At 41.5% G+C, this 21286-nt stretch carries 23 protein-coding genes and 1 riboswitch; of the genes, 6 read left to right on the forward strand and 17 right to left on the reverse strand.

The window, feature by feature from the left end; genetic code table 11:
* Positions 1–50 precede the first annotated feature (50 nt).
* Entirely contained in the window at positions 51–896 is an 846-nt protein-coding gene (locus G6R08_RS08385) for a TetR/AcrR family transcriptional regulator (RefSeq protein WP_163527567.1), read from the forward strand.
* A 16-nt stretch (positions 897–912) separates the two neighbouring features.
* Here G6R08_RS08385 and G6R08_RS08390 read toward each other — a convergent pair whose 3' ends face one another.
* The 3 genes from G6R08_RS08390 to G6R08_RS08400 all read right to left on the reverse strand — a co-directional run bounded on the left by G6R08_RS08390 (position 913) and on the right by G6R08_RS08400 (position 3056).
* Positions 913–1395 carry a hypothetical protein gene (locus G6R08_RS08390; RefSeq protein ID WP_163527568.1) on the reverse strand — a complete coding sequence of 161 codons (483 nt, stop codon included), beginning with the start codon at positions 1393–1395 and terminating at the stop codon, positions 913–915.
* A gap of 38 nt (positions 1396–1433) precedes the next feature.
* Positions 1434–2651 (reverse strand): NAD(P)/FAD-dependent oxidoreductase, encoded by a 1218-nt coding sequence (locus G6R08_RS08395; RefSeq protein ID WP_163527569.1) that lies wholly within the window; start codon positions 2649–2651, stop codon positions 1434–1436.
* Positions 2652–2852: 201 nt separating this feature from the next.
* A complete protein-coding gene (locus G6R08_RS08400) occupies positions 2853–3056 on the reverse strand; it encodes a DUF2188 domain-containing protein (RefSeq protein WP_176142486.1) in 204 nt (67 codons plus the stop codon).
* 202 nt (positions 3057–3258) lie between these two features.
* Positions 3259–3373: riboswitch (SAM riboswitch) on the forward strand.
* A 79-nt stretch (positions 3374–3452) separates the two neighbouring features.
* On the opposite strand from G6R08_RS08400, the gene metX reads away from it, so the two are divergent.
* Together metX and G6R08_RS08410 are read left to right on the forward strand one after the other, a co-directional pair.
* A complete protein-coding gene (gene metX / locus G6R08_RS08405; protein ID WP_163527570.1) occupies positions 3453–4526 on the forward strand; it encodes a homoserine O-acetyltransferase MetX in 1074 nt (357 codons plus the stop codon).
* A complete protein-coding gene (locus tag G6R08_RS08410; RefSeq protein ID WP_163527571.1) occupies positions 4516–5487 on the forward strand; it encodes a homoserine dehydrogenase in 972 nt (323 codons plus the stop codon). The genes metX and G6R08_RS08410 overlap by 11 nt, the downstream gene beginning before the upstream one ends.
* Positions 5488–5532: 45 nt before the next feature.
* Here the strand turns inward: G6R08_RS08410 and G6R08_RS08415 are convergent, their stop codons facing one another.
* From G6R08_RS08415 to G6R08_RS08460, 10 genes are all read right to left on the reverse strand, one after another.
* Positions 5533–6867 carry a polysaccharide deacetylase family protein gene (locus G6R08_RS08415; RefSeq protein ID WP_163527572.1) on the reverse strand — a complete coding sequence of 445 codons (1335 nt, stop codon included), beginning with the start codon at positions 6865–6867 and terminating at the stop codon, positions 5533–5535.
* Between the two features lie 96 nt (positions 6868–6963).
* Entirely contained in the window at positions 6964–7797 is an 834-nt protein-coding gene (gene kynA / locus G6R08_RS08420) for a tryptophan 2,3-dioxygenase (RefSeq protein ID WP_275897929.1), read from the reverse strand.
* 11 nt (positions 7798–7808) lie between these two features.
* Entirely contained in the window at positions 7809–8453 is a 645-nt protein-coding gene (locus G6R08_RS08425) for a DUF4166 domain-containing protein (RefSeq protein WP_163527573.1), read from the reverse strand.
* A 63-nt stretch (positions 8454–8516) separates the two neighbouring features.
* A complete protein-coding gene (locus tag G6R08_RS08430; protein ID WP_163527574.1) occupies positions 8517–10043 on the reverse strand; it encodes an RQC-minor-2 family DNA-binding protein in 1527 nt (508 codons plus the stop codon).
* 126 nt (positions 10044–10169) lie between these two features.
* Complete coding sequence (rpiA, locus tag G6R08_RS08435; RefSeq protein ID WP_163527575.1) at positions 10170–10871, reverse strand: ribose 5-phosphate isomerase A; 702 nt, start codon at positions 10869–10871, stop codon at positions 10170–10172.
* 737 nt (positions 10872–11608) lie between these two features.
* Entirely contained in the window at positions 11609–12241 is a 633-nt protein-coding gene (locus G6R08_RS08440) for a response regulator transcription factor (protein ID WP_163527576.1), read from the reverse strand.
* On the reverse strand, positions 12238–13278 hold the full coding sequence (locus G6R08_RS08445; RefSeq protein WP_163527577.1) for a sensor histidine kinase: 1041 nt from the start codon (positions 13276–13278) through the stop codon (positions 12238–12240). The genes G6R08_RS08440 and G6R08_RS08445 overlap by 4 nt, the downstream gene beginning before the upstream one ends.
* A complete protein-coding gene (gene liaF / locus G6R08_RS08450) occupies positions 13275–13997 on the reverse strand; it encodes a cell wall-active antibiotics response protein LiaF (protein ID WP_163527578.1) in 723 nt (240 codons plus the stop codon). The genes G6R08_RS08445 and liaF overlap by 4 nt, the downstream gene beginning before the upstream one ends.
* Positions 13998–14092: 95 nt before the next feature.
* A complete protein-coding gene (locus G6R08_RS08455; RefSeq protein WP_163527579.1) occupies positions 14093–14734 on the reverse strand; it encodes a PspA/IM30 family protein in 642 nt (213 codons plus the stop codon).
* A gap of 29 nt (positions 14735–14763) precedes the next feature.
* Entirely contained in the window at positions 14764–15117 is a 354-nt protein-coding gene (locus tag G6R08_RS08460; protein WP_079528603.1) for a lmo0954 family membrane protein, read from the reverse strand.
* Between the two features lie 178 nt (positions 15118–15295).
* Here G6R08_RS08460 and G6R08_RS08465 point away from each other — a divergent pair, with 178 nt between their 5' ends.
* Positions 15296–15427: a competence protein gene (locus G6R08_RS08465; protein WP_139377104.1), complete on the forward strand. Its 132-nt coding sequence runs from the start codon at positions 15296–15298 to the stop codon at positions 15425–15427.
* 50 nt (positions 15428–15477) lie between these two features.
* Here G6R08_RS08465 and G6R08_RS08470 read toward each other — a convergent pair whose 3' ends face one another.
* Both G6R08_RS08470 and G6R08_RS08475 read right to left on the reverse strand, forming a co-directional pair.
* Entirely contained in the window at positions 15478–16578 is a 1101-nt protein-coding gene (locus G6R08_RS08470) for a M24 family metallopeptidase (protein WP_163527580.1), read from the reverse strand.
* A 182-nt stretch (positions 16579–16760) separates the two neighbouring features.
* The gene (locus G6R08_RS08475) at positions 16761–17201 is read right to left on the reverse strand and encodes a DUF6376 family protein (RefSeq protein ID WP_163527581.1); all 441 of its coding nucleotides are present in this window, start codon (positions 17199–17201) and stop codon (positions 16761–16763) included.
* A gap of 191 nt (positions 17202–17392) precedes the next feature.
* Between G6R08_RS08475 and G6R08_RS08480 the strand changes: the two genes are divergently transcribed.
* Positions 17393–17794, forward strand: coding sequence for a hypothetical protein (locus tag G6R08_RS08480; RefSeq protein WP_163527582.1), 402 nt, complete (start codon positions 17393–17395; stop codon positions 17792–17794).
* A 50-nt stretch (positions 17795–17844) separates the two neighbouring features.
* On the opposite strand, the gene G6R08_RS08485 is transcribed toward G6R08_RS08480, so the two are convergent.
* Both G6R08_RS08485 and G6R08_RS08490 read right to left on the reverse strand, forming a co-directional pair.
* On the reverse strand, positions 17845–18900 hold the full coding sequence (locus G6R08_RS08485) for a PQQ-dependent sugar dehydrogenase (RefSeq protein ID WP_163527583.1): 1056 nt from the start codon (positions 18898–18900) through the stop codon (positions 17845–17847).
* 61 nt (positions 18901–18961) lie between these two features.
* Positions 18962–19552 carry a biotin transporter BioY gene (locus tag G6R08_RS08490; protein ID WP_163527584.1) on the reverse strand — a complete coding sequence of 197 codons (591 nt, stop codon included), beginning with the start codon at positions 19550–19552 and terminating at the stop codon, positions 18962–18964.
* A 241-nt stretch (positions 19553–19793) separates the two neighbouring features.
* On the opposite strand from G6R08_RS08490, the gene G6R08_RS08495 reads away from it, so the two are divergent.
* Positions 19794–21242, forward strand: a complete 1449-nt coding sequence (locus G6R08_RS08495) for an Eco57I restriction-modification methylase domain-containing protein (protein WP_163527585.1) — start codon at positions 19794–19796, stop codon at positions 21240–21242.
* Positions 21243–21286 lie beyond the last annotated feature (44 nt).

The following is a 21286-nucleotide window of genomic DNA, read 5'->3' on the forward strand; positions in this document are numbered from 1 at the left end:
ATAAGTCAAGAGGGGAACTTGTTTGAATTAACCTAAGGAGTCATTAAAATATGGAAGATAAAAGCATTTTCATCATTGAACACGCTATTAAATTAATTGCCAACAAAGGATTCAGCGCCACATCTGTACAGGAAATCGCTAATGAGTGCGGCATTTCAAAAGGAGCCTTTTATTTACATTTCAAATCAAAGGATGCACTGTTATTAGAGGTTTTTTATTACTATTCTAGAAAAATACAGCTTAACATTGATGAAATTGAGGCAGAAGATTTACAGCCGCGTGAGAAATTTATTCAGAAACTCTCTGTTACGTTTGAAGAAATCATCGCCCACCGTGAATTTATTATTATGCAAATACGAGAGCAGGCCATTCCTTTCAATCAAGATATTGAGGAATTTTTACGTCATATGAGGTTTAATTCTTACCATTTTTACAAAAAGAACCTGATTGATATCTACGGGGATAGGATCAAGGACTTCGCATGGGAACTCACTCTTATCTTACAGGGGATATTTAAAACTTATATTGACTTAATTATTATTGAGAATGTGAAATTTGATATTAGACGGCTTTGTGAGGAAATGCTAAAACGTGCGGATTCCCTTGTTAACGGGTTCGAGCATAATAATGACCACCCAGTCATTACCGATGAACTCATGAGTCAAATCATTCCTGATAACTATTATTCTAGTCAGTTAGAGCTGATGAGAGATGCATTAGAGGAGAAACAAGCAGCTGCCCCGCAAGACATTCAAGACACTATAGCCGTACTGCTAGAAGAGCTTAACAGAGCAGAGCCTCGTTCCGCTGTGATTAAAGGTATGCTGACCAATCTTGAAGAAGAAGGTGAATTCCAGCAAATAGTCGGGCAAATTCGTTCCTATTTTCATGTATAACAACCACGACCAGGCATCATTTTGGTTCGTGGTTGTTCTCCCCTTCCATTTGCTCGGCTTCAGTGATTTCATCAAGTATAGGATATACGGATTCCACACCTTTTTGCGCGACAAGGCATGCGACACCCAGTGTTGTTGACCAAAAAGAGTCAGGGATGTAAGGGTTCTTTAAACCAGCAGGCTGAAATAGTGCACGGTAAATCCTGTTGATATGCTGCTCTGTCGTTTGTGGATCTATTTCGCGTTCGCCTCGTGCCAACAGAAACACATAACGCATTGACTGAAATAAGTTATCGCCAGGCATGAACGTGTACTCTTTAAAAAACTTCAACTGTTTTTCTGCTTCTTGCTTTAAGCCTGAACCCACAGCAAGATCATCCAAATGTTCGTGCAAATGCCGATACACTTGTTGAAAAATTCGGCGCTTCTCTTCCTGCATTACCTTATCTGTATAAATGCTTTGCAGCTTTTCAAAGGCCGTTTCTTTTGTCCAAGTCATTAAGATCACCTCTCATTACTTATTCGATAAGAGAACTTTCATTCCTCCCTAAGGCCAAAGTTCTTAGCCTCCCATTCGATCGAACCATAAAGCTCGGGAATAGCCGTCGAGTGTTCCTGTAATAAAGCAGGAAGATGTGGAACGATTTTATTCCATACCATCGGATTAGCTGCCATAGCCTGAAAGAGAGCCTGCTCATTTCGTGACCATGGTCTCATAGATTGAATGTAATCGAGGGTTAATCGATAGCCTGGCTGCAATTGTTCATCCCGCTTCTGCTTGAATTCAGCCATAAGATGCTCCCAAGATTCCCCGGAGTCCTGTCTCTCTATCGCCTCAGCCAATAAGAAGGACTGCATGAACGCATCGTTGATTCCAAGACCAGTACTTGGGTCTTTACTATGGGCGGCATCTCCAATCAAAGCCCAACCTTCTCCAGCTGGTTCTCTGAAGAAATTCGGCACCCCTGGCGTGCCAGTAATTTTCCCTTGTAGTGAAGCGTTCCGTAACCGCTTCTCCATCCCATAGAATGATTGATAAATCTCTTCAAATCTATGAGGATTTTTTACAATTTCTTTAAATTCATCTGAATGAACTTCCAGCCCTAAGCAGTCAATCCCTGGCTCCATCGGAAAGAGAAACCCGATTCTCCCTTCATTAAGGAAAATTTCTGTAGTAGGTTCCGTTAATGGTTTAATTCCATGATAATAGCCGTAAAACACCGGCCGCAGGGGAGAGTGAAATCCGTATTTTTCTGCTTGAACACATTCAGCCATATACGAATGTCTGCCATCTGCTCCTACTACGAGCGAAGCGTGAATCCGCATTGTCTGCCCTGTTTTATTCACGGTTTCCACACCAATCACACGCTGATTATTCCTTATTACACCCTTGACTGTACAATTTTCCAGCAGCTCAACTCCTTCATTACTGCACGCTTTCGACAGCAGGACGTCATCTAAATGACTCCGTTTAGGTATGATCGTATAGTTATCCCTTGGCCCTTCTACAAAGCTATCACCAATGTATGTACGCATTCTATTAATCTTTCGCAATCCGGTTGATTCCACATCTTCCTGTACACCGAGCTTATCTAAATAATGCATATGGGATAAATGGTGTGTAGATAACGTATCACTTGGAAAGGAGGCCTTATCAATCAGAAGAACTCTTTTCCCCATTTGCCCAAGTAAAATGGCAAGACTCGCACCAGCGACCCTTGCTCCTACGATCACAATATCCACACGTTGTTCCATAACCCAAGCACCTCATTCTCACTCTATTTCTTCTAGCGTAACGTTTTTTTACGAAAACAGCTAGTTATTGAGATTGCCCAGAGTAAATCTCATAAAACACCCGTTTATTGCACCTCGTTTCTGTTATTTGCCTATAAAGCTACGTAATTACATAGTTCGTGTTTTCAACGTAAAAAGACTCCCGCTAAAGGGAGCCTCTCCTTACTTGAAATTCCATTCATTTTCTACGTTGTGATCTTGATCCATCACCTGCAGACGACTTGGCTTATTATTCTCGGCCATCTCCGTTGCTTTTTCTACAGCTGTATCACGTTCATCATATAAGTCAGTCGGAGCTACGTCCTCTATTTTCACGAACCAGCCTGTCACATCTTTATTCGGTACAACACTATATTCCTTCACCATAATCTCTCCTCTCATCAATGTTCTATTAGATCTTTTCCCGGCATAGTTTCCCGTTAAACATATCCTCTTTGCAAAAATAGTTTGACAATAGTCACTTCTGCTTTTATAATTCGAAACATACATTTTAAAAAAAGCATTCCAGGATGGCTGCAGCTGATGTGGCTTATATACTTGAGATTCTTAAAGTAAAACAACTTAATATCTCTTATCGAGAGTGGCAGAGGGACTAGGCCCTGTGACGCCCGGCAACCTTCAAGCATTCGGCTTGAAAAGGTGCTAATTCCTACAGATCGAAGGATAGATCTGACAGATAAGAGGAGGAACATATACATACACCCTCTTCTTATTAAAGAAGAGGGTTTTTATATGGAATTTTACAATAAGGAGGGATGATGCATGTCATTGCAAAACCCTGTCGAACAGAAACAGACTGTTGCAAAGATTTCAATCGAAGACTTCACATTTGAATCTGGTGAGACACTTCCCCAGATTGAACTAGCATATGAACACTCCGGTCCTAAAGGTGCACCGGTAATTCTGCTTTGTCACGCCTTAACCGGAAACCAGTACGCTGTCGGTTCTGGTGAAAGTCCCGGATGGTGGGCAGGATTGGTTGGAGAGGAATGCCCAATTGATACTACCCAGTATCAAGTCATCACGTTTAATGTGCTGGGAGGTTGTCACGGTTCGACCGGACCAGCAAGTATAAATCCTGAAACTGGTGACATTTATCGTCTTGATTTTCCTGAAGTAACGATTCGTGATATGGTTCACGCCCAATATAGAGCATTAAAACAGTTAGGGATTTACGAGCTCCATGCCGTGGCAGGCGGCTCTCTCGGAGGAATGCAGACACTCGAATGGGGCTTGCTCTACCCTGACTTTATGAAACAGCTCTTCGTATTAGCTGCAACGCCTTATTTAAGTGATTATGGAATCGCCTTTAACCATATTGGGGCAAGAGCCATAAAGGACGATCCAGCCTTTATGGAGGGATATTATTCATCTAACGATACACTTCAAGGCTTTGAAATTGCCCGTATGGCCGGCATGGTTACCTATAGAAGCGCCCCCCTATTCCAAAAAAGATTCGCGAGAGAACAAGAGGATGCTCTTTATTCCATCCAATCCTATTTGAATTATCAAGGGGAAAAAATAAAAGATCGTTTTGATGCCAACAGCTACCTGTATTTGTTAGAAGCTATGAACAATCACGACATCAGGAAAGGACGCGGCAGCTTACAGGATACAGCCGGATCGTTTAAACCGGCCCTTTTTACAGTAAGCTTTGAGCACGACCTTCTCTATCCAAAAGAACTGATTCAACCATTCTCCCATCATGCGCCAAATGGGCAACATTATCATGTTAAAACAGACTATGGACATGATGGATTTCTTGTGGAATTTGGAGAATGGGGAACATGGATAAGTGAGAAATTGAACGAGGAGGGGACAGAATTTGACTATTAAAGCAGCCATATTAGGATTCGGAACAGTCGGACAGGGAGTGTATCAAATCCTGCAAACGAAACGGGATCATTTAGCCAAATTAGCAGGAGCCCCTATCGAACTAAGCGGCATCCTTGTAGAAAATTTATCGAAAGAACGCGAACTTCCCCATTCTGTTTTCGTTACTGATCAATACGAGCAGATTCTTGCACTGCAGCCCGATGTGATCTTTGAAGCTATCGTCGGTGAAGAGCCAGGTTTTTCATATCTAACAAAAGCTATCGATCAGCACATTCATATCATTACAGCGAACAAAGTGATGTTTGCCAATCATGGAAACCATTTATTGACACAAGCTGGGGAACGTGTAGGAATTGGCTATGAAGCGACGACAGCGGCCGGAACGCCTATACTCGGGACTATCACTAGACTTCTGCAGGTAAATTCTATCACCAAAGTTGAAGCAATTTTAAATGGTACGAGTAACTATATCCTCTCATCCATTCAGAGTGAAGGAAAGAGCTTTCAGGATGCGTTAGAGGAAGCTCAGAAACGAGGGTTTGCCGAAGCTGATCCGACAAATGACATTAAGGGGTATGATGCTTTCTACAAATTGATGATCTTGAGTCAGCTTATCTATCACAAACAGCCAAGCTGGGAGACAGTTCCTTGTGAAGGGATTGATCAGATAACAGCAGATCAATTCATTGAAGCCCAACAACAGGGAAGTAAAATTCGCCACATTGCTTCAATTGAGGAGATAAATGGTGAACTTAACGCCAGTGTAAAACCGCAAGTGCTGCCGCCTTCGCACGGACTTTATCCGATAGATGGTGTAGATAATGCCATTCACCTTATTGGGGATTTGGTCGGTCCTTTGACGCTCAGAGGGGCAGGTGCGGGTCAATTACCGACAGCGAGCGCAATGGTAGAAGACTTTCTTTATATTTTACAGTCTTACCCAGTCAAACAGCATGTATAATAAAAAAAGAGCCATAGACGGAGTTTCGTCTATGGCTCTTTTTTGTTATTTTTGTAAAGTACTTACCGGTACAAAACTATACCCTTGCGCCGTTAACTCATCAAGAATAATGTCTAATGCTTCTGGTGTAACAGAATGAAGACTGCTTAACACAATTATGGATCCATCCTCCACATTGGAAATTACTGCATTGGCAATTTCTGAAGCGTTCGTTAAGTTCCAGTCTTCGGTAGTATTAATAGTCCATGGTACCACCTCATACCGATCTCTAAAAGCTTCTGGAAGCTTTCCTTCAAACGGCAAACGCACAAGATTTGTATTCACACCCATGACCTCCTGAATCAAATCCCGGGTCTTATCCAACTGGGCTTTCTGCTGGCTATCAGAAAGACGTTCAAACCCTGGATGAGTCCATGTGTGGTTACCTACCATATGCCCCTGTTTCACTACTTCTCTAGCCGTTTCAGGGAAGTGTTTGACCCGTTTTCCAATCATGAAAAAGGTTGCATTTGCGTCATACTTCTCTAAAACGTCTAAAATAAGAGGTGTTCTTTTTGGATGAGGACCATTGTCAAAGGTGAGTGCTACTTTCTTTCCTTCCACACGTTCAGGTGATTGATCCGATTTTTCAATCTTAGGAAAAGAAGCTTCAGCCTTATTCTCTTCTTGAGTTTGTACAACTACTTGGGCGTATTCAGGCACTAAAATGTCTTTCAACACTTGCTTATCTATAGACACTTTCGAAGTGCTTGTGTTCCATCTCTTCTGTTCTTCTCCCGTTAAGTACACAAGAAGAGAATCTCCTGATAGTGCTATATTTTCAAAGCTGATAGACGAGTCTGTCTCGCTTTGCTTGCCAAGCTTTTCTTTAGTTTCCTGAAGCAATGCTTTTTTATAATTTGTACCTTTTTTAAATAGGTTCTTCAAGTCAAGTCTCTTGCCGCTTGATTTATCAAAATTCATAACCGTACGGCTTACATCAGCCTGCTTCTGGCCGATGTCTGTCGTTTCAATAAACTCAACGACAAATACCTTTTCATCCTGATACACGATATCATAATCAATATGCAATTCATGTACCGATTGCTCTTCACTGTTAAGAACTACTTTATAACTTCTCTTTTTGAAAACATCCTTCTTCTGATTCACGTAATCTATGATCACTTGATCGATTTGGTCATTAGGAGTCTGCGGATAATGAATAGTGATATGATATTTTTCGAATTCTTCTATATCACTTTTCATAGATACATCATAGTGGCTCGCAGGATCTGAAGTCACCTTAAGCGAACCTTCATTTGCATCTGCTATAAAAATAGAACAAGCCGTCAAAATCAACAATAGACTAAGGAGTGCTACATAAATATTTAGTCGTCTCATAACCTTCCCTCTTCACCGTAATAAACTCACACCTTAGTGTAACATAAATGTAATAATAAAATAATATCTTTGTTATGTTCCGGCTTTTCTGTTAATTTAGAGGGTCGTTCGAATATCCCATAGTTCTGGAAAGAAACGGTGGTCCAATACTTTCTTTAAATACCCTACACCAGAGGAGCCTCCAGTTCCTGTTTTGTGGCCAATAATTCGCTCAACTGTCTTCATATGCCTGAAACGCCACTGCTGGAACCAATCTTCAATATCCACTAATTTTTCTGCCAACTGATAAAGATCCCAGTACGTTTCGACATCCTTGTACACTTTTTCCCAAGCTTTTTCCACAGTAGCATCAGACTGATAAATGGTTGTATAGTCCCGATTTATGAGATCAGGATTAATTTTGAATCCAGCTTCAACCAGTCTTTCAATAGCTGCATCATATATACCTGGAGCTTCATAAGCACTTTTTAGTTCTTTATGGAGTTCAGGATCCTTTTCATAAATCTTTAATACGTGTGGTGTTTTATATCCTAATGCAAATTCAACCATACGGTATTGATAAGACTGGAAACCAGATGCCTGCCCTAAATCATCCCGAAACTGGATATACTCGGCAGGGGTTAGTGTAGAGAGCACATCCCAGGCATGGATAATTTGAGTTTGTATCTTAGATACCCTTGACAACATCTTCAGTGCTTCTTGGATCTCCCCCTCTCTAATCAGATCAATGGCCGCTCTCAACTCATGTAAGATTTGCTTCATCCATAATTCACTCACCTGATGTATGACTATGAACAGCATTTCATCATGATGTTCAGAAAGTCGATTTTGGGAAGAAAGTAGCCGATCTAAGTTTAAATACTCACCATAAGTCATGCGCTCTTTAAAATCTGTATGTACATTTTCGTTCGATTTCGAATCACCGTTCACCTTAATCCCCCCTATGTTAAAATCCCTCGATCTGGAATATGATTGACTGTAATGGGTAAAAACTCCGTATGAACTATTCCTTCGTACATGAGTAAAGTGCCTAATAAAGGGTGATCCACATGTACGTGAACCTGAAATGCTCTCTGCTTTTCATCATAATGCTCATACAAGGATGTCCTCGGACCATTGAACGAGAATTTTCCTGCTACGCTCATTTCCCGGGAATGCATAAGTAATCCACCTTCGCTGGTAACATCAAGCTCCATCTTTGTCGATAAGCATCCAGACTTTCCTAGATCATCTACTAATGACTGCTTTTCATTGTCGTAAGACATCACGGCATCAAAGCCGCGAATAGCATACGGGAAGAAAAAGCGACGAATGTAACTAATTGATTCACGACCCCGCTCATCCACATAAGCATAGTTTTCCATGGTAAAAGGGACCTCTTTCCCTCGCTCAGCAAAAATGAGATGATCTTTTGATCCGATGTTTAAAAAAGGACGAAGAAAAAGAGGAGTCCCCCGGATTTCTGTCATACGCCCTTGACCAAGGACCATTAATTTTTGATCACTCGTTAAACCAAATTTCTTTTGCAATTCAGGGTGCAGTTGATCGAACTTTTCTCCTAACGCTTGATGATAAATGGATTTCAAGTGAATCTTCCTCCTTATTTAAGGTTGTATGTAAGTGGGCTTTACTAAGCAGCCCACATTAAATCACATGACTTCTTCAGCAAAATCACTGATTGAGTAGCCTTTTCGTTGTTTCATCAGCCACCCTTGCTTCTCTAATTGACTGAACAACCGCTGGATATGTTTTGGCGGCCACTTATTCAACAGGCCAAACCAGCGGGTTTCGTGAAGCTTGAGGCGCCGCAGCTTGTTTGTAGATTTACCCGCAAGCACTTGCACGAGTGTATGAGCAGGATGTTCTGTTCCATAATAGTGAACCAGATCAAGAACTTGCTGAACATCTGAATAGTTTAATTCACGTCCTTTGATCGTAATAATAACGTCTTCCTCCGTGTATTCCGCTTCATCAAGCTGGACCTGCAGCTGATGAAGCAGAGCCACAGCCTTTGCATTCACCTGATCATCGATATGACTCCGCCAGGCAAACAGTCGTTTGAACAGGCTCACATCACTTAGTTCTACCCTTGAGAGCCATAGTAAAAGTGACTCCGATCCCCTTTGAGGAAGTGCTGAGCTGGAGAGCTTATGATGCATTTCAAGCAGAGGATACGCATCAACGACGGCTGAATCCTCCTGATATCTTTCAATTTGTCTGGCTACAGATAGTGCCGCATCTAAAGTATGCTGCACAGGACGAAGTTTCCCTTTCATGTTGATCAACTCTTGAATTTGACGAGTGAGACCTTTGTTTTGTAATGCAATTTCATTAAATTGGCGCTCGATGGTTTCGATTCGCTTGTGGGCACGCTCCACATGATATTCTTCCTGTAACGAGACCTGATCACTGTCAAGATGATAGTAAACTGTATAGTCACAGTAATCACATCTACAGCCGACAGTCCTTTCAATGGAATAGAACTGCAATTGCTTATCATGGCTGCACATCTCCATACGTCCTGTAAACCATTGCTTTGGAAAAGTTCGAAATGGTCTCATCACAATAGTAACACGGTCTCGCCATCTGGCTACATCTTCCGGATATTTGAGTTGGGAAAGTAATGCGGATTGATTCATTTGCTCGACAGCTTCTATGACGTCACGCTTGCTCTGAGTCAATTGAACGAGCGGATGCTTATCAAAGCTTGCAGCTATTTTTTCTAACCAATAGTTTCGTGAATACTCTGCTATTTCAGCTACAAACAGATGGTCATTAAGAACTTGAATTAAGTGTTGTTCCAATTTTTCCGATGATAATTGCGTAACATCTGTGTCGTAAAGAAACCGCTTATCGAAAGGCAGACCAGCCTTTCTGGAAAGTTCAGTCCAAAGAAATAATTCCGGTCTAATTAGATAAGGGTTTAACGTATCATCTTTAATAAAAGAGACAGGTAAAACGGTGTTCCCCTCAACTGATAAATAACGCTGCAGCCGATCTAATGGTAAATCTCTATACTTTACCTGATCAGCGATCACTTCATTAATTCGCGATAACAATCCTCGTTCGAACTTATGACCGATCGAGCGTATTTGTTTGTTCATGTTTCCAATAGGAGTAAGAATAATGTACGGGTAGCGATCGTTCTTGTAAGTCATACTTTCTGGCAGTCCCATAATGATTTCCCCTTTTAGAATTGAAGGATATACTACTATTATAGAAAAAGTATGTAAACTTACCAATAAATATTGTAATTTTGGGCTTAATCATGCGTCTTCCTTAATTTTATCATCAGAAATGATTTAAGTGGACAAAATTTCGACGGGATAATCCAGAAACAGACCAGATTCAATCACCCCGGGGAGAGCGCTGATCTCTTGTTCCATTGTTGAGGTGATTTCTTCAAACTTAACATCTAACAACACGTTTCCTGCTTCTGTTATAACAGGCCCATCCTTTGACACTGCCATCCTCAAATTTACAGATTCAGGACTTAAAGCATCGTACAGTTTCGTTTCCACTAAATGGATTGCCCTGGGATCTACTTCAATAGGCACAGCAAAAGCAGCCCCGAGCTCCGATACAAACTTACTTTCATCTACGAGAATGAACGTTTTTTGGGCGCTAGCCATCACAAGCTTCTCAGCGAACAATGCTCCGCCGCGTCCTTTAATCAGCCTTTTCATGCCATCGACTTCATCTGCCCCATCAAATCCCCAATCAGGTCTCGCTGCAGTTAACGTCGTTACAGGGATTCCGAGAACTGTACAGTTGAGAGCCGCTTCTTTAGAGGTAGGAATTGCACGAACGTTCATCCGCTCTTTTTTCACCCGCTCAGCGATAGCTTGTAATGCTAGAAAGGCTGTAGAGCCGGATCCTACTCCTATCACGTCTCCATCTTTCACAAAATCACCCACCCGCTCCGCTACCTGCATTTTGTCCGATTGATTAGAGATTTCTCCTGACCAATTCAGTATGTTAGCTAATGAGTTATTCCACGTCATTTCTATCACCTCGTCTTTTTTGTTATTCCCCAATTTCTTGTAAAAAAACAGGCTCAATTTCTTCATGTGAATGAGTAATTCTCATATATTGCACGGCAAGGAGTTTGGCAAGTAAAAAAGGAAGCATCTCCCAAGTCTAGGCAAGTAGAAATTTTGAAATAAATATTATTAAATTCAGCCGTTCCATCATCTAAATTAGTAGAAGGTGGGAGGGGAAATAGCTCGCTTTCCGTGGGCGTACGGTGAGTCTCCTCGGCTTCGCCTGCGGGGCCTCACCCTGTACTATAATCCCACAGGAGTCTCGCATATCCCCTCCCACCTTTCTTTTAAAGGAGGAAGGAACGACTCCATCGCTGTAGACTCCATGACCATTGGTGGATGAGGATATCCGTTGAAGCAACTATTACCCAGCATTTTACAACCCGATTTTATTAAGATGGTTCCGTTTCTCCCATTCGCCTATAAAGAATACGGAACCTTACTCAGATTCAACAAAATTGTGGAGCAACACGAATAGAAAGTGTCTGGCAATCTTATTTTTGTAAAAGAACCATTATGAAATGGACTCATGTATCAGGCAATGAATGAATACCTTAAACATAATATAAGAGAAAACATCATGAGGAGGGAATCTCATGAGAAACGCCTACATCAAATTCACCATATTTTGTCTTTTTTTATTGCTGGCCTTACTTTATGTAATGTTAAGGTAATAGCCCCACCTGCCGGTGAGGCTATTACTCTGCAAGGTCATGTTTAAAAGCATAAATGACCGCCTGAGTACGGTCCTGTACCCCAAGCTTACCTAAAATGTTACTAACATGGACCTTGACTGTTTTTAAAGCGATAAACAGCTGCTCAGAAATTTCCTGGTTCGTTTTTCCTTCGGTCATGAGCAGCAGGATTTCCATTTCCCTGGATGTCAGCTGTTCATGAAGGTCTGTAGTCTGGGGCGTCCGCATTTTTGTCATAATCTTACCGGTAACCTCTGGCTCGAGAATTGACTGCCCGCCATATGTTGCCCGAATGGCATCAGCAATTTCACCTGCCTTAGACGTTTTCAACATATAACTCGTAGCTCCAGCCTCAAGAGCAGGATAAACTTTTTCATCATCAAGAAAACTCGTGACGATAATAATTTTAGCTTCCGGCCATTGATGAATAATTTGTTTCGTTGCTTCGATCCCGTCCATTTCTTCCATAACAAGATCCATCAAAATAATGTCCGGGCGTTGTGCTAAAGCCAGATCGACGGCCTCTTTTCCATCATTTGCTTCAGCGACTACCTCGATATCTGATTGCGCTGATAAATAAGCGGAAACACCGATACGGACCATTTCATGATCATCAGCGAATAATACAGTAATCAAGATGGCTCTCCCCCTTTTACAAAATGAGGTACTTTCACTTCAAGTCTTGTTCCTTGTTCGGATAAGCTGACAACCTTTAACGTACCACCGACTTCCAAGGCTCGCTCCTGCATATTTTGCAGCCCATAAGAGCTTGTTTTAGCCTCTTCTACATCAAATCCAATGCCATCATCCACTATTCTTAAGATAATATGATCATCTCTTTCAATCAGCATTACTGTCAGCGTATTGGCTTTAGCATGCCGCAGTGTGTTGGAGACAGCTTCTTGCAATATCCGAAATAGCTGGTCCTCGATTCCTTTTTCAAGCGACAACGGCTCAACGGTCCATTCAATGTTCATAGGCACTTTCTGTGTCAATTCATGTAAGAGCTCGTTACACCCTTCAGACAGTGATTTATCCTTGAGGGCGACTGGTCGCAAATGGAGAAGCAATGCCCTCATCTCAAGCTGTGACTGATGAATCATTTTCTCCACCATAGCCATCTGTCTGTCTCGAGGTTCAGTATCTGTTGACTTATTTTCATTGATCGCTGACATCATCATGGACGCCGCAAATAATTGCTGACTCACAGAATCATGAAGCTCACGCGCTAAACGGTTCCTTTCCTGATGGACAACTTCCTGGAGACTTTTCTCCCGCTCTTTAGCACGTTCAGAAGCTAATCGCTGCGCTGTTTCTGTCTGTTTCTTAAATCGGGCTTCTATTTGCTTCATTTTTTCCTCTATCTTCTGAAGATCGCCTCGATCCACATCATCGTACAAAACAGGATTTCCCTTGCCGATTTCATCAAGTTGATGCTCTACATATTGAAACTTCCTCTTTAAAGCATAGCCCTGGGTAATTCCAATGCCTAATCCGCCAGTGACTGACAACGCTAGTGCAAGAAGAATATAAGGTAAATCAAGCACTTCCCTCGCCCATAGATCTGACCAATCTTTTAGGGGGAAGGCCGAAAAGGTAAACAGCAAGATAACCAGTGCAAAGAGAACAAACGATAATAGGCCGGCCAGGACTTGCTTCTGCCATCCATTCATATCCGTTTCACCTCGATGTCTCCCGAAACGATCGAGGTAATAATTTTAACTCGAGGCTTGGTTGTAACGTACTCAGGTGTACGGTAGGATACCATCTGATTAAATAACTTCGTTTTACGATATTGAAAAATAGCAGCCCGTCCAAGGATTGCACTATGGTGTACCGCTACTTCAAATTCATAAGGTACATATATTTGCACATTACCAACTAAATGGCGGATCGAAATGACCGCCTCATCTTCAGGGAAAACGGCATGACTAAGATCAATAACACGATCACCAAACCCGCCATGGACATTGATATCCCGCCATTTATAAGACGTTCTGGCTGTCGTTTGATCACCGAATAACTTTTGCTTCACCAGCGGTTCAGTCCCCGCGTCAAAAGGAACATCATCCGCTTGTAAGTTTAAATGAATTCGCTCTGGTTCTTTTTTTGTTCGAAAGTAATGACGTATGAAAAGAACGATGACGACAATAATTAGAAAACGAACGGCTATCATGTTTAAAATCGTCAAGGTTAGGCTGATTAATCCAATCCAGAATAGGATTTTCCCCCATACTTTTCGATACTTTTTCCAACCGATATAGAGGAACAATCCTGAGAAAAGCACAGAAAAGATGAGACCGCCGTTAAAGAAGGTGATCTCAAGAAACAGGAGAATTACCCCTATGATTAAAATGGTGTTAATGGTACTCGTCGACATATGCTTAAACATAAAGGTAACCTCCTTCGTCCGAGGGACCGGCTTTTAATGCTACTTATAGCACCAAAAAGACGCAGTGTCCTGCGCCTTTCATGATACCATGATTCTTACTGTACCGTAACGTCCTCTGTATTCTTCATATCTTTTTCAAGCTGTGCAACTTTACTATCAAACGTATTACGGTAATAGGCACTATTTACTTTGTACTCTAAGTCTTCAATATAACGATCCATTTCGGAGAACCTGGCATACGGCTTGTCCGCTGTATCTTCCAAAACTTGATTCATACGGTGATGAGCGCGGGCGATGTTTTCACGACCCATCAGCTCCATCCGCTTCACATGCATGTCCTTTAACTTGTGCTTCATTTCTTCATATTTCTGTTCAAGTGTTTCGAGCTGCTTGACCGCTTCTTCATAAGAACCCTTCAACCGTTTGGATCGCTCTTCATAGGCTTCACGTTCCTTAACTGCGAATTCATACATCGTCTCTTCTCCAGCTTTTTGAGCTACTTCCGCCTGGTGCTTACGCTTGTCCACCATTTCTTCAGCCCTTTGCTGTTCACGTGAGAACTCGTCCTTTAATCGGTATTGGCGTTCAACCAGCTTGCGAACTTTTTCGGTTTCCTTTTCACTCTCGCGTAAGTATTGGTTCAACATCGCAATCGGATTCTTCTGTTCTTTCTGGTCCAAAGCATCATGCAAATCAGCCGTAATCGTATCCTTCAAACGTGTAAATAAATTAGCCATCGCTAGTCTCTCCTTTTTTCATAATATGATTATTTGTTTAACTCAGCCCATTGTCTTTCAAAGTTCGTAAACGGGTCTGAAGTACTGCTTGATTCTATGATTGAATCGTCCTTACGCTTTGTCATTTTCTTATAAATGACGTAAAGCACGTAGGCCGCAGCTAGTCCAATGACAGCAAAGATATTGGAGACAGCTATACTCAGAATCACTAATCCAAGCACAATCCAGGCAATTTTGCCAAAGGTTGAGTCAGACTTCATGAATTGCTTAAATACTACATATAGCAGCCAGACGCTGACTCCCAATAAGACCATTGGACCAAGGTTAGCCAGCAGAACGCCCAGCGCCACAAGCCCTGCAATAAACAGCAAAAACTTTTTCATCGGTATTTCCCTCCTCGCTTATTTCTTATCTTCATGATACGAGGAATGGATGTTTTCCGTAATGAGCCAGGGATATATTTTCAACTAGGACCAGGGGCGTATCTTTTTACATAAATTATATGATTTACGCTGAAAATACACTTGTAAGGTTACTTTTTTGTGAGGAGTGAATTGATCTATGGGCAAACGATCAAAGTCTAAACGGACTATTCAAAAAGGAAGAGATGCCGTTCAACCGGCCACAGGGGAAGAGAGAATCACCATATCAAAATCGGGTAAGGAATTAGGAGATAAAAAAGAGCAGGATTAATTTAAGAATGAAAAAGCCTGAAATCCAGCGAGGATTTCAGGCTTTTATGATTATTCAATTATACGAAGTTCCTTTGGAGTTTTCGTTAATGTTTCATAACCATTCTCTGTAACGAGGACATCATCTTCTAAGCGTACTCCTCCGATTGCCGGATCATAGATCCCAGGTTCAATCGTATAAGTCATTCCTTCTTTTAATACCCCGTCATTCAAATGACTCATGGAAGGAAATTCGTGAACATTGATGCCTAGACCATGTCCAATCCGATGTGGGAAAAGTTCACCATATCCAGCCTCTGTAATCAGGTCTCTTGCAGTTTGGTCAAGGTCCCCGATCCGGGTGCCAGGTTTACTGATTGAAAGAGAGGCTTCAAGTGCTTCTTTCACTTTTCCATAAATAGCTTTCTGTTCATCTGAAGCAGACTTATATGCAAAGGTACGAGTAATATCAGATGTGTACCCTTTCCAGACAACGCCTAAGTCAAATAGGACGAAATCTCCTGCTTTTAGCTTGCGGTCACCAGGGTTTCCGTGAGGCTGGCCAGACTTCTCACCGAATAATACCATGGTGGAGAAGGACATTTCAGCAACACCTTTTTTCTTGAGTTCATACTCAATTGTTGCAAGAACTTCCATTTCAGTAATGCCTTCCTCAAGAGCTTCTGTCCCAACTTTGACCCCGTAGTCAGCAAGTTCTGCTGCTTCACGCATAATGCTGATTTCGTTTTCATCTTTTACTAAACGCATCTCGTTAAGCTGGCCTTCCACGTCAACAACGGTCACATCGTCAAACAGAGACAGCAGCGATTCACTGCGTCCATACGAGAGCACTTGTTTCTCAAATCCAACGGTGTTCACCTGAGAAATTCCATTCTGCTTCATTTTATCTGCCATCATCATCCAAGGGTCCTCATGATCTGCATAGCCAATTACTTCGTGAGTCCAGCCAGCATCGCGAATTTGACCCGCTTCCATGCCAGGAAGTACAACGATCGGATCTGCTTCTGCGAAAACGAGCAGTCCCAACAAACGCTCATGCGGATCTGTATGAAAACCTGTTAGATAGAAGACGTTCTCTGTAGAATTTAAAAACGCAACATCAATATGATTCTCTTTTAAGTAATTTGAAAAACTAGTCAATCTATGTTCCATAAGATCATCCCTTCTCTATTACATTACCCTCTCCATCATATCTCAAAAAACCATTCACTCCAAATATGACAGAAATGCCATAACACCAATTATTCCCACCTCAGGTCATCCAGAATATGGATGACCTGAGGTGGGAGTTTATTCCATAAAAAAAACGAGCACTATTCCGTGCTCGCTGCTTTTTATTCACCTAGCTGGTTTAGGTTTTGTTGGATTTGCTGAATATCCCTTATGGCTTGAAACAGAGCTGAATTCTCCACCGCCTCGATATTGATCACTTGTTCTTGAGCGGCCTGAATCATCTCCTCTACGCCTGATTCGAGTTGCTCTGTGTACTCCATGAGGTCATTGTGAATACTCTCCGCGAGTTCTGGAGGATTCAGTGCCTGTACTTCTTCTATTTCAGTTTGAAACTCTTGAAGACGTTGTTCTACATCAGAGAAAGCAGTAACATCATTTTGAGCCTGCTCGATTAACTGGGGCAAGTCGTTAGAAAACTCCTCCGCATCAGCAATAAATTGCGTCACATCTTCCGTATATTGCAATCCATTCGTTGCATCCTCAATCAAGCTGCAGCCACTCAATGCGACTAATAACAATGGAAGTATAAACAGTTTTTTCATTCGATCTCCTCCTCTTCCATGATTACCTACCATACGAATAGAAAAGAGAAAGGTTCCAATAAAATTAATCTTAAGTCAAAAATCACTACTGTTTTTGAACCTTTTGCAACAACTCGTCCGTTCTCATTTCATTTAAAAGGTACCTTCGATATAATAGCAGAGGATTCTAATTGTAAAATGGAGGGATTTCCATGGACCGTACTCGATTTTTCATACGAGTTTCAGCCATTTACGCTTTGATCGGCGCTTTCATGGGCTCACACATGGCTGGTGGGGGCGGCTATCAACTTACTGCAGTCCACGCACACATTCTCGTTGTCGGATGGTTGTCTTTGTTTGCTTTTGGTATGTATTATAAAATGTTTTCCATCCCGAAGAACTCTAAATTATCCAAAGTACATGTGTGGACTTCTTTCTTCGGAGTACTTGGTCTCACTACAGGCATGTGGTTATACTTCACGAAGCCTTTTGGAGGCGGAATGGAAACATTCAACACCGTATTCTTTATTGTAGGCGGGACGATTTTATTAATTGCATTTGTTGTTTTCGCTATCATGGCATTTGTACATGGTAAATTCATTTCTGAAGACTAGAAAAATCCAAGGCAGACCTTTTTTAAGGATACTGCCCTGGATTTTTTAGATTACGGTTCCAGACGCATCAGCCGATCATCTTCTTCATCTGGATTTCCTCGGCCATCCGTATTATTTGTTATAAAATAGAGCGATTCTCCGATCTGCTCAACATCTCGGACCCTTCCATATCCATCCACAGTCACGGCAGGGTTTTCTCCATTAAGAGAAAGCGTACGCAAAGCCGTCCCTCTTAATGTTGCGATATATAATTTTTCATTAAACACCACAATCCCTGAAGGTGCCCATGTGTTCTGACCTGTTTGGTATAGAGGTGGCTGCATCCCTTCAACCTCTTCATCTCCAACGCTCCGGGGCCAACCATAGTTATCTCCGGGATTGATCACATTTACTTCATCATGGTTGTCGGGTCCATGTTCTGAGGCATATAACTGTCCGCTCTTATCCCATACCAGCCCCTGCGGATTTCGATGCCCATAACTATAAACATAGGAACCTTCGAAGGGGTTATCTTCCGGAACTGATCCATCCAAGTTTATACGCAATATTTTACCGGCTAAGCTGCCTCTGTCCTGAGCAAGCTCACCGTTCAAGGAATCTCCCGTTGTAACATAAAGTTTTTGATCCGGCCCTATTTCGATCCGGCCTCCATTATGAAAATTAGCCCCTGGTATATCTTCTAAAATGACATCCGTTTCCAACCATTGATCATTCTTATATGTAAGTACAATGATCCGATTTTTAATTTGACCGTTTTCTTCATAGGTATGATAAGCAAATGCTTGACGGTTCTCACCGAAATCAGGATCAAGCGTAAAGCCAAGCAATCCCCCTTCACCGATCTGAGCAATATCTTCTTTCGTTTCAACCTTCATCCTCTTCAAGCCTTGCTCCTCTGTCCATGAAACGATTCTTCCTTCTCGTTCGGTTATGAAAATGGTGTCTTGATGTGCTTCAATATCCCATGGCGATTGCAGGTCTGTTACGACTTCCTCAATCCCGACTGTGCCTCCAGTCTGCTTCTCTACTTGTTCCGACTGCTCATCTTCCGGCTGACATCCTATTATAAACAAGAGAATCAAAAGACATGATAGAAGAATTCTCATACTTACCTCCGTACTGAGTCGTTTCTTCTAGTATAGCAAGACTGTTATAACATCTCACGCGTTAAGCTGCTCGGCGTAGAGGGGTACGATGAAGCACGCCTTTCTCCAAACGGTAGGCAAAAACCGCCGCTAATACTGCTAACGCTGAATCTTTGACTAAGAATGGAGTCATGCTTGTCCAAGCAATTGCATACCCAATCCCTGAACCTTCACCCACCCAGAGATGAAGAGCTGTGTACATCCAGTTTACTCCCACTAAATAATTAAGAACTAAACCTACAATAGCCGCAATAATATAGACGGAAAAACTCCTGCGATTCTCAACCATTTTCCCCACGGCAAAAGCTAACACCATAAAAGAAAGAATAAAGCCAAATGTAGGCATGAACAAACTCCCTATACCACCTTTAAATCCTGCAAAAACAGGTGCACCTATTAGACCGAGAACGGTATATACAAACATAGAAAAGAAACCTAACCGACTTCCCAGTATAATACCAGCTAATATTGCGATAAAGGTTTGTAAGGTGAGCGGTACGTTCATAATAGACAAAAAAGGCGCAAAAGCAGTTATATTTGAACCAATTGCCATCAGTGCTACAAATAGAGCACCGATCGTTATTTCATAAGCTGTTGAACTTGAATGCTGCAATCTATTTTCCTCCTATCCCTTACCTGTTACTAACATAGCTGAGAATCAGGAATATTGTCAACCATATAATTATAAAAGTTAACAAATATTTGTTTCATTAATTTACTAAACCTTTAATCACCATTTTTTTCTTAATAAGGAATTTAACTGAATGATTTGAACTAATTATCCTCTTGCGATATATAGTGACTTTTTACTCACTTTGGTGTAGAGTATATTAAAAAATTACGGAGGCGTTTCCATGCTATCCTACCAGCGCTCCATGGGAAAATACGAAACACCCTTATCGACTGTCGAATACATGGTGAAGACTGTACTCCAGGAAACCAAGCAAACACCACAGCCACCCCATATATTAGATCCTTCTACAGGTGATGGTGTTTTTGTCAGGGCGCTTATGGAGACAGGGGCCAACCCTTCCTATATTCATGCTTATGATATCGATCCAAACGTTTCCCTCGATGTACCCGACGTCCAATTTATTCATCAAGACTTCCTAACATCAAAGCCACAGCAAGCTTTCGATGCGATTATAGGAAACCCACCCTACAAATCAATTCGTCAGAGTGATTATTTTAAAAAAAATAAACAGGATCTCGAAGAAAACTTTAAAGAGATCGGTGTTCATAATATGTACACTCTCTTTATTTATAAGGGACTTCAGTTATTGAAAGAAGGTGGAGTTTTATGCATGATCGTTCAAGACTCTTTTTTAACGAATGTGCATTATACCAAGTTTCGTCAATACTTAATAGATCACACAGAAATAATTGAAATCATACTTGCTCCCAGGAAATTGTTTCACGCTGGCAAAGCTGATGTGCGAACAGCTATTATAACGATAAGAAAAGGTGCTCCTAAATCTGATCATTTGATGAGATTAGTAGACCGTTTGGCAACAGAAGAATATAATTCACCTCCAGCAGAGCGAGTCCAATATTTACGGCAATCCTATTTTCGAATGATGCCTGGTTTCAACTTTGCTATTAATGTCCCTGAGGAAATTCTCTCCTTATTTATAAAGCCAGAATTCATCCTGGCCGATAAAGTACAAGGAGGAACAGGGATTTCAACTGGAAATGATAAACAATTTCTATTCAGGCCCTGGGAAGTCAATGTAGATCATGAGGAGTGGATTCCTTTTTATAAAAATGGAGGAATTCGTGATAGGTGGTATTATGAACCGAAGTATTATATTCATAAGAATTGGAAGAAGTATAGCCGGGCTGTCCCTAAATTTACTGTTCGAAACCAGAAATTCTTTTTTCGTGAAGGGATTACCTGCTCTTCTATGGGGATTGACTTTCAAGCATCATACCTGCCTAAGGGCAGTTTGTTTGGGGTGAACACAAACCTCTTCACTGAAAATGAAGAAGAGCTTTATTACCTTCTAGGTCTTCTGAATAGCAATTTGACTACCTACATGCTGCGTAAAGTGTTAAACCGCACAAATATGATTACTTCCGGATATGTTAAAAAGCTGCCTTATATTGAACCAGAACCTTCATTGAAAAGCTGCATTTCCCAGCAAGTGAAGCACATCGTATCTGAGAAGAAGAAAAACTTATCCTATGATTCCACCATTCAGCAGCAAAATATAAATAATAGTATTTTTGATGTTTATCACATCTCACCAAGCAATCGAGTTCATGTTAATAGTTTTTGTGAACAGCTTATTGAACTGTTATAAGAAAGAAAGCTCAAGCTGACGATGGGCTTGAGCTTTACGCTATA

The sequence above is a fragment of the Halobacillus ihumii genome (assembly GCF_902726645.1).
Lineage (GTDB): Bacteria > Bacillota > Bacilli > Bacillales > Halobacillaceae > Halobacillus_A > Halobacillus_A ihumii.

What these genes read in the sequence shown, in the direction of transcription:
- G6R08_RS08455 (WP_163527579.1), bottom strand. Translation starts at nt 14,734, where the DNA reads ATGGCTAATTTATTTACACGTTTGAAGGATACGATTACGGCTGATTTG.
- G6R08_RS08480 (WP_163527582.1), top strand. Translation starts at nt 17,393, where the DNA reads ATGGACCGTACTCGATTTTTCATACGAGTTTCAGCCATTTACGCTTTG.
- G6R08_RS08445 (WP_163527577.1), bottom strand. Translation starts at nt 13,278, where the DNA reads ATGAATGGATGGCAGAAGCAAGTCCTGGCCGGCCTATTATCGTTTGTT.
- rpiA (WP_163527575.1), bottom strand. Translation starts at nt 10,871, where the DNA reads ATGACGTGGAATAACTCATTAGCTAACATACTGAATTGGTCAGGAGAA.
- G6R08_RS08385 (WP_163527567.1), top strand. Translation starts at nt 51, where the DNA reads ATGGAAGATAAAAGCATTTTCATCATTGAACACGCTATTAAATTAATT.
- G6R08_RS08430 (WP_163527574.1), bottom strand. Translation starts at nt 10,043, where the DNA reads ATGGGACTGCCAGAAAGTATGACTTACAAGAACGATCGCTACCCGTAC.
- G6R08_RS08485 (WP_163527583.1), bottom strand. Translation starts at nt 18,900, where the DNA reads ATGAGAATTCTTCTATCATGTCTTTTGATTCTCTTGTTTATAATAGGA.
- G6R08_RS08390 (WP_163527568.1), bottom strand. Translation starts at nt 1,395, where the DNA reads ATGACTTGGACAAAAGAAACGGCCTTTGAAAAGCTGCAAAGCATTTAT.
- G6R08_RS08465 (WP_139377104.1), top strand. Translation starts at nt 15,296, where the DNA reads ATGGGCAAACGATCAAAGTCTAAACGGACTATTCAAAAAGGAAGAGAT.
- G6R08_RS08470 (WP_163527580.1), bottom strand. Translation starts at nt 16,578, where the DNA reads ATGGAACATAGATTGACTAGTTTTTCAAATTACTTAAAAGAGAATCAT.
- G6R08_RS08400 (WP_176142486.1), bottom strand. Translation starts at nt 3,056, where the DNA reads ATGGTGAAGGAATATAGTGTTGTACCGAATAAAGATGTGACAGGCTGG.
- G6R08_RS08460 (WP_079528603.1), bottom strand. Translation starts at nt 15,117, where the DNA reads ATGAAAAAGTTTTTGCTGTTTATTGCAGGGCTTGTGGCGCTGGGCGTT.
- liaF (WP_163527578.1), bottom strand. Translation starts at nt 13,997, where the DNA reads ATGTTTAAGCATATGTCGACGAGTACCATTAACACCATTTTAATCATA.
- metX (WP_163527570.1), top strand. Translation starts at nt 3,453, where the DNA reads ATGTCATTGCAAAACCCTGTCGAACAGAAACAGACTGTTGCAAAGATT.
- G6R08_RS08395 (WP_163527569.1), bottom strand. Translation starts at nt 2,651, where the DNA reads ATGGAACAACGTGTGGATATTGTGATCGTAGGAGCAAGGGTCGCTGGT.
- G6R08_RS08475 (WP_163527581.1), bottom strand. Translation starts at nt 17,201, where the DNA reads ATGAAAAAACTGTTTATACTTCCATTGTTATTAGTCGCATTGAGTGGC.
- G6R08_RS08415 (WP_163527572.1), bottom strand. Translation starts at nt 6,867, where the DNA reads ATGAGACGACTAAATATTTATGTAGCACTCCTTAGTCTATTGTTGATT.
- G6R08_RS08495 (WP_163527585.1), top strand. Translation starts at nt 19,794, where the DNA reads ATGCTATCCTACCAGCGCTCCATGGGAAAATACGAAACACCCTTATCG.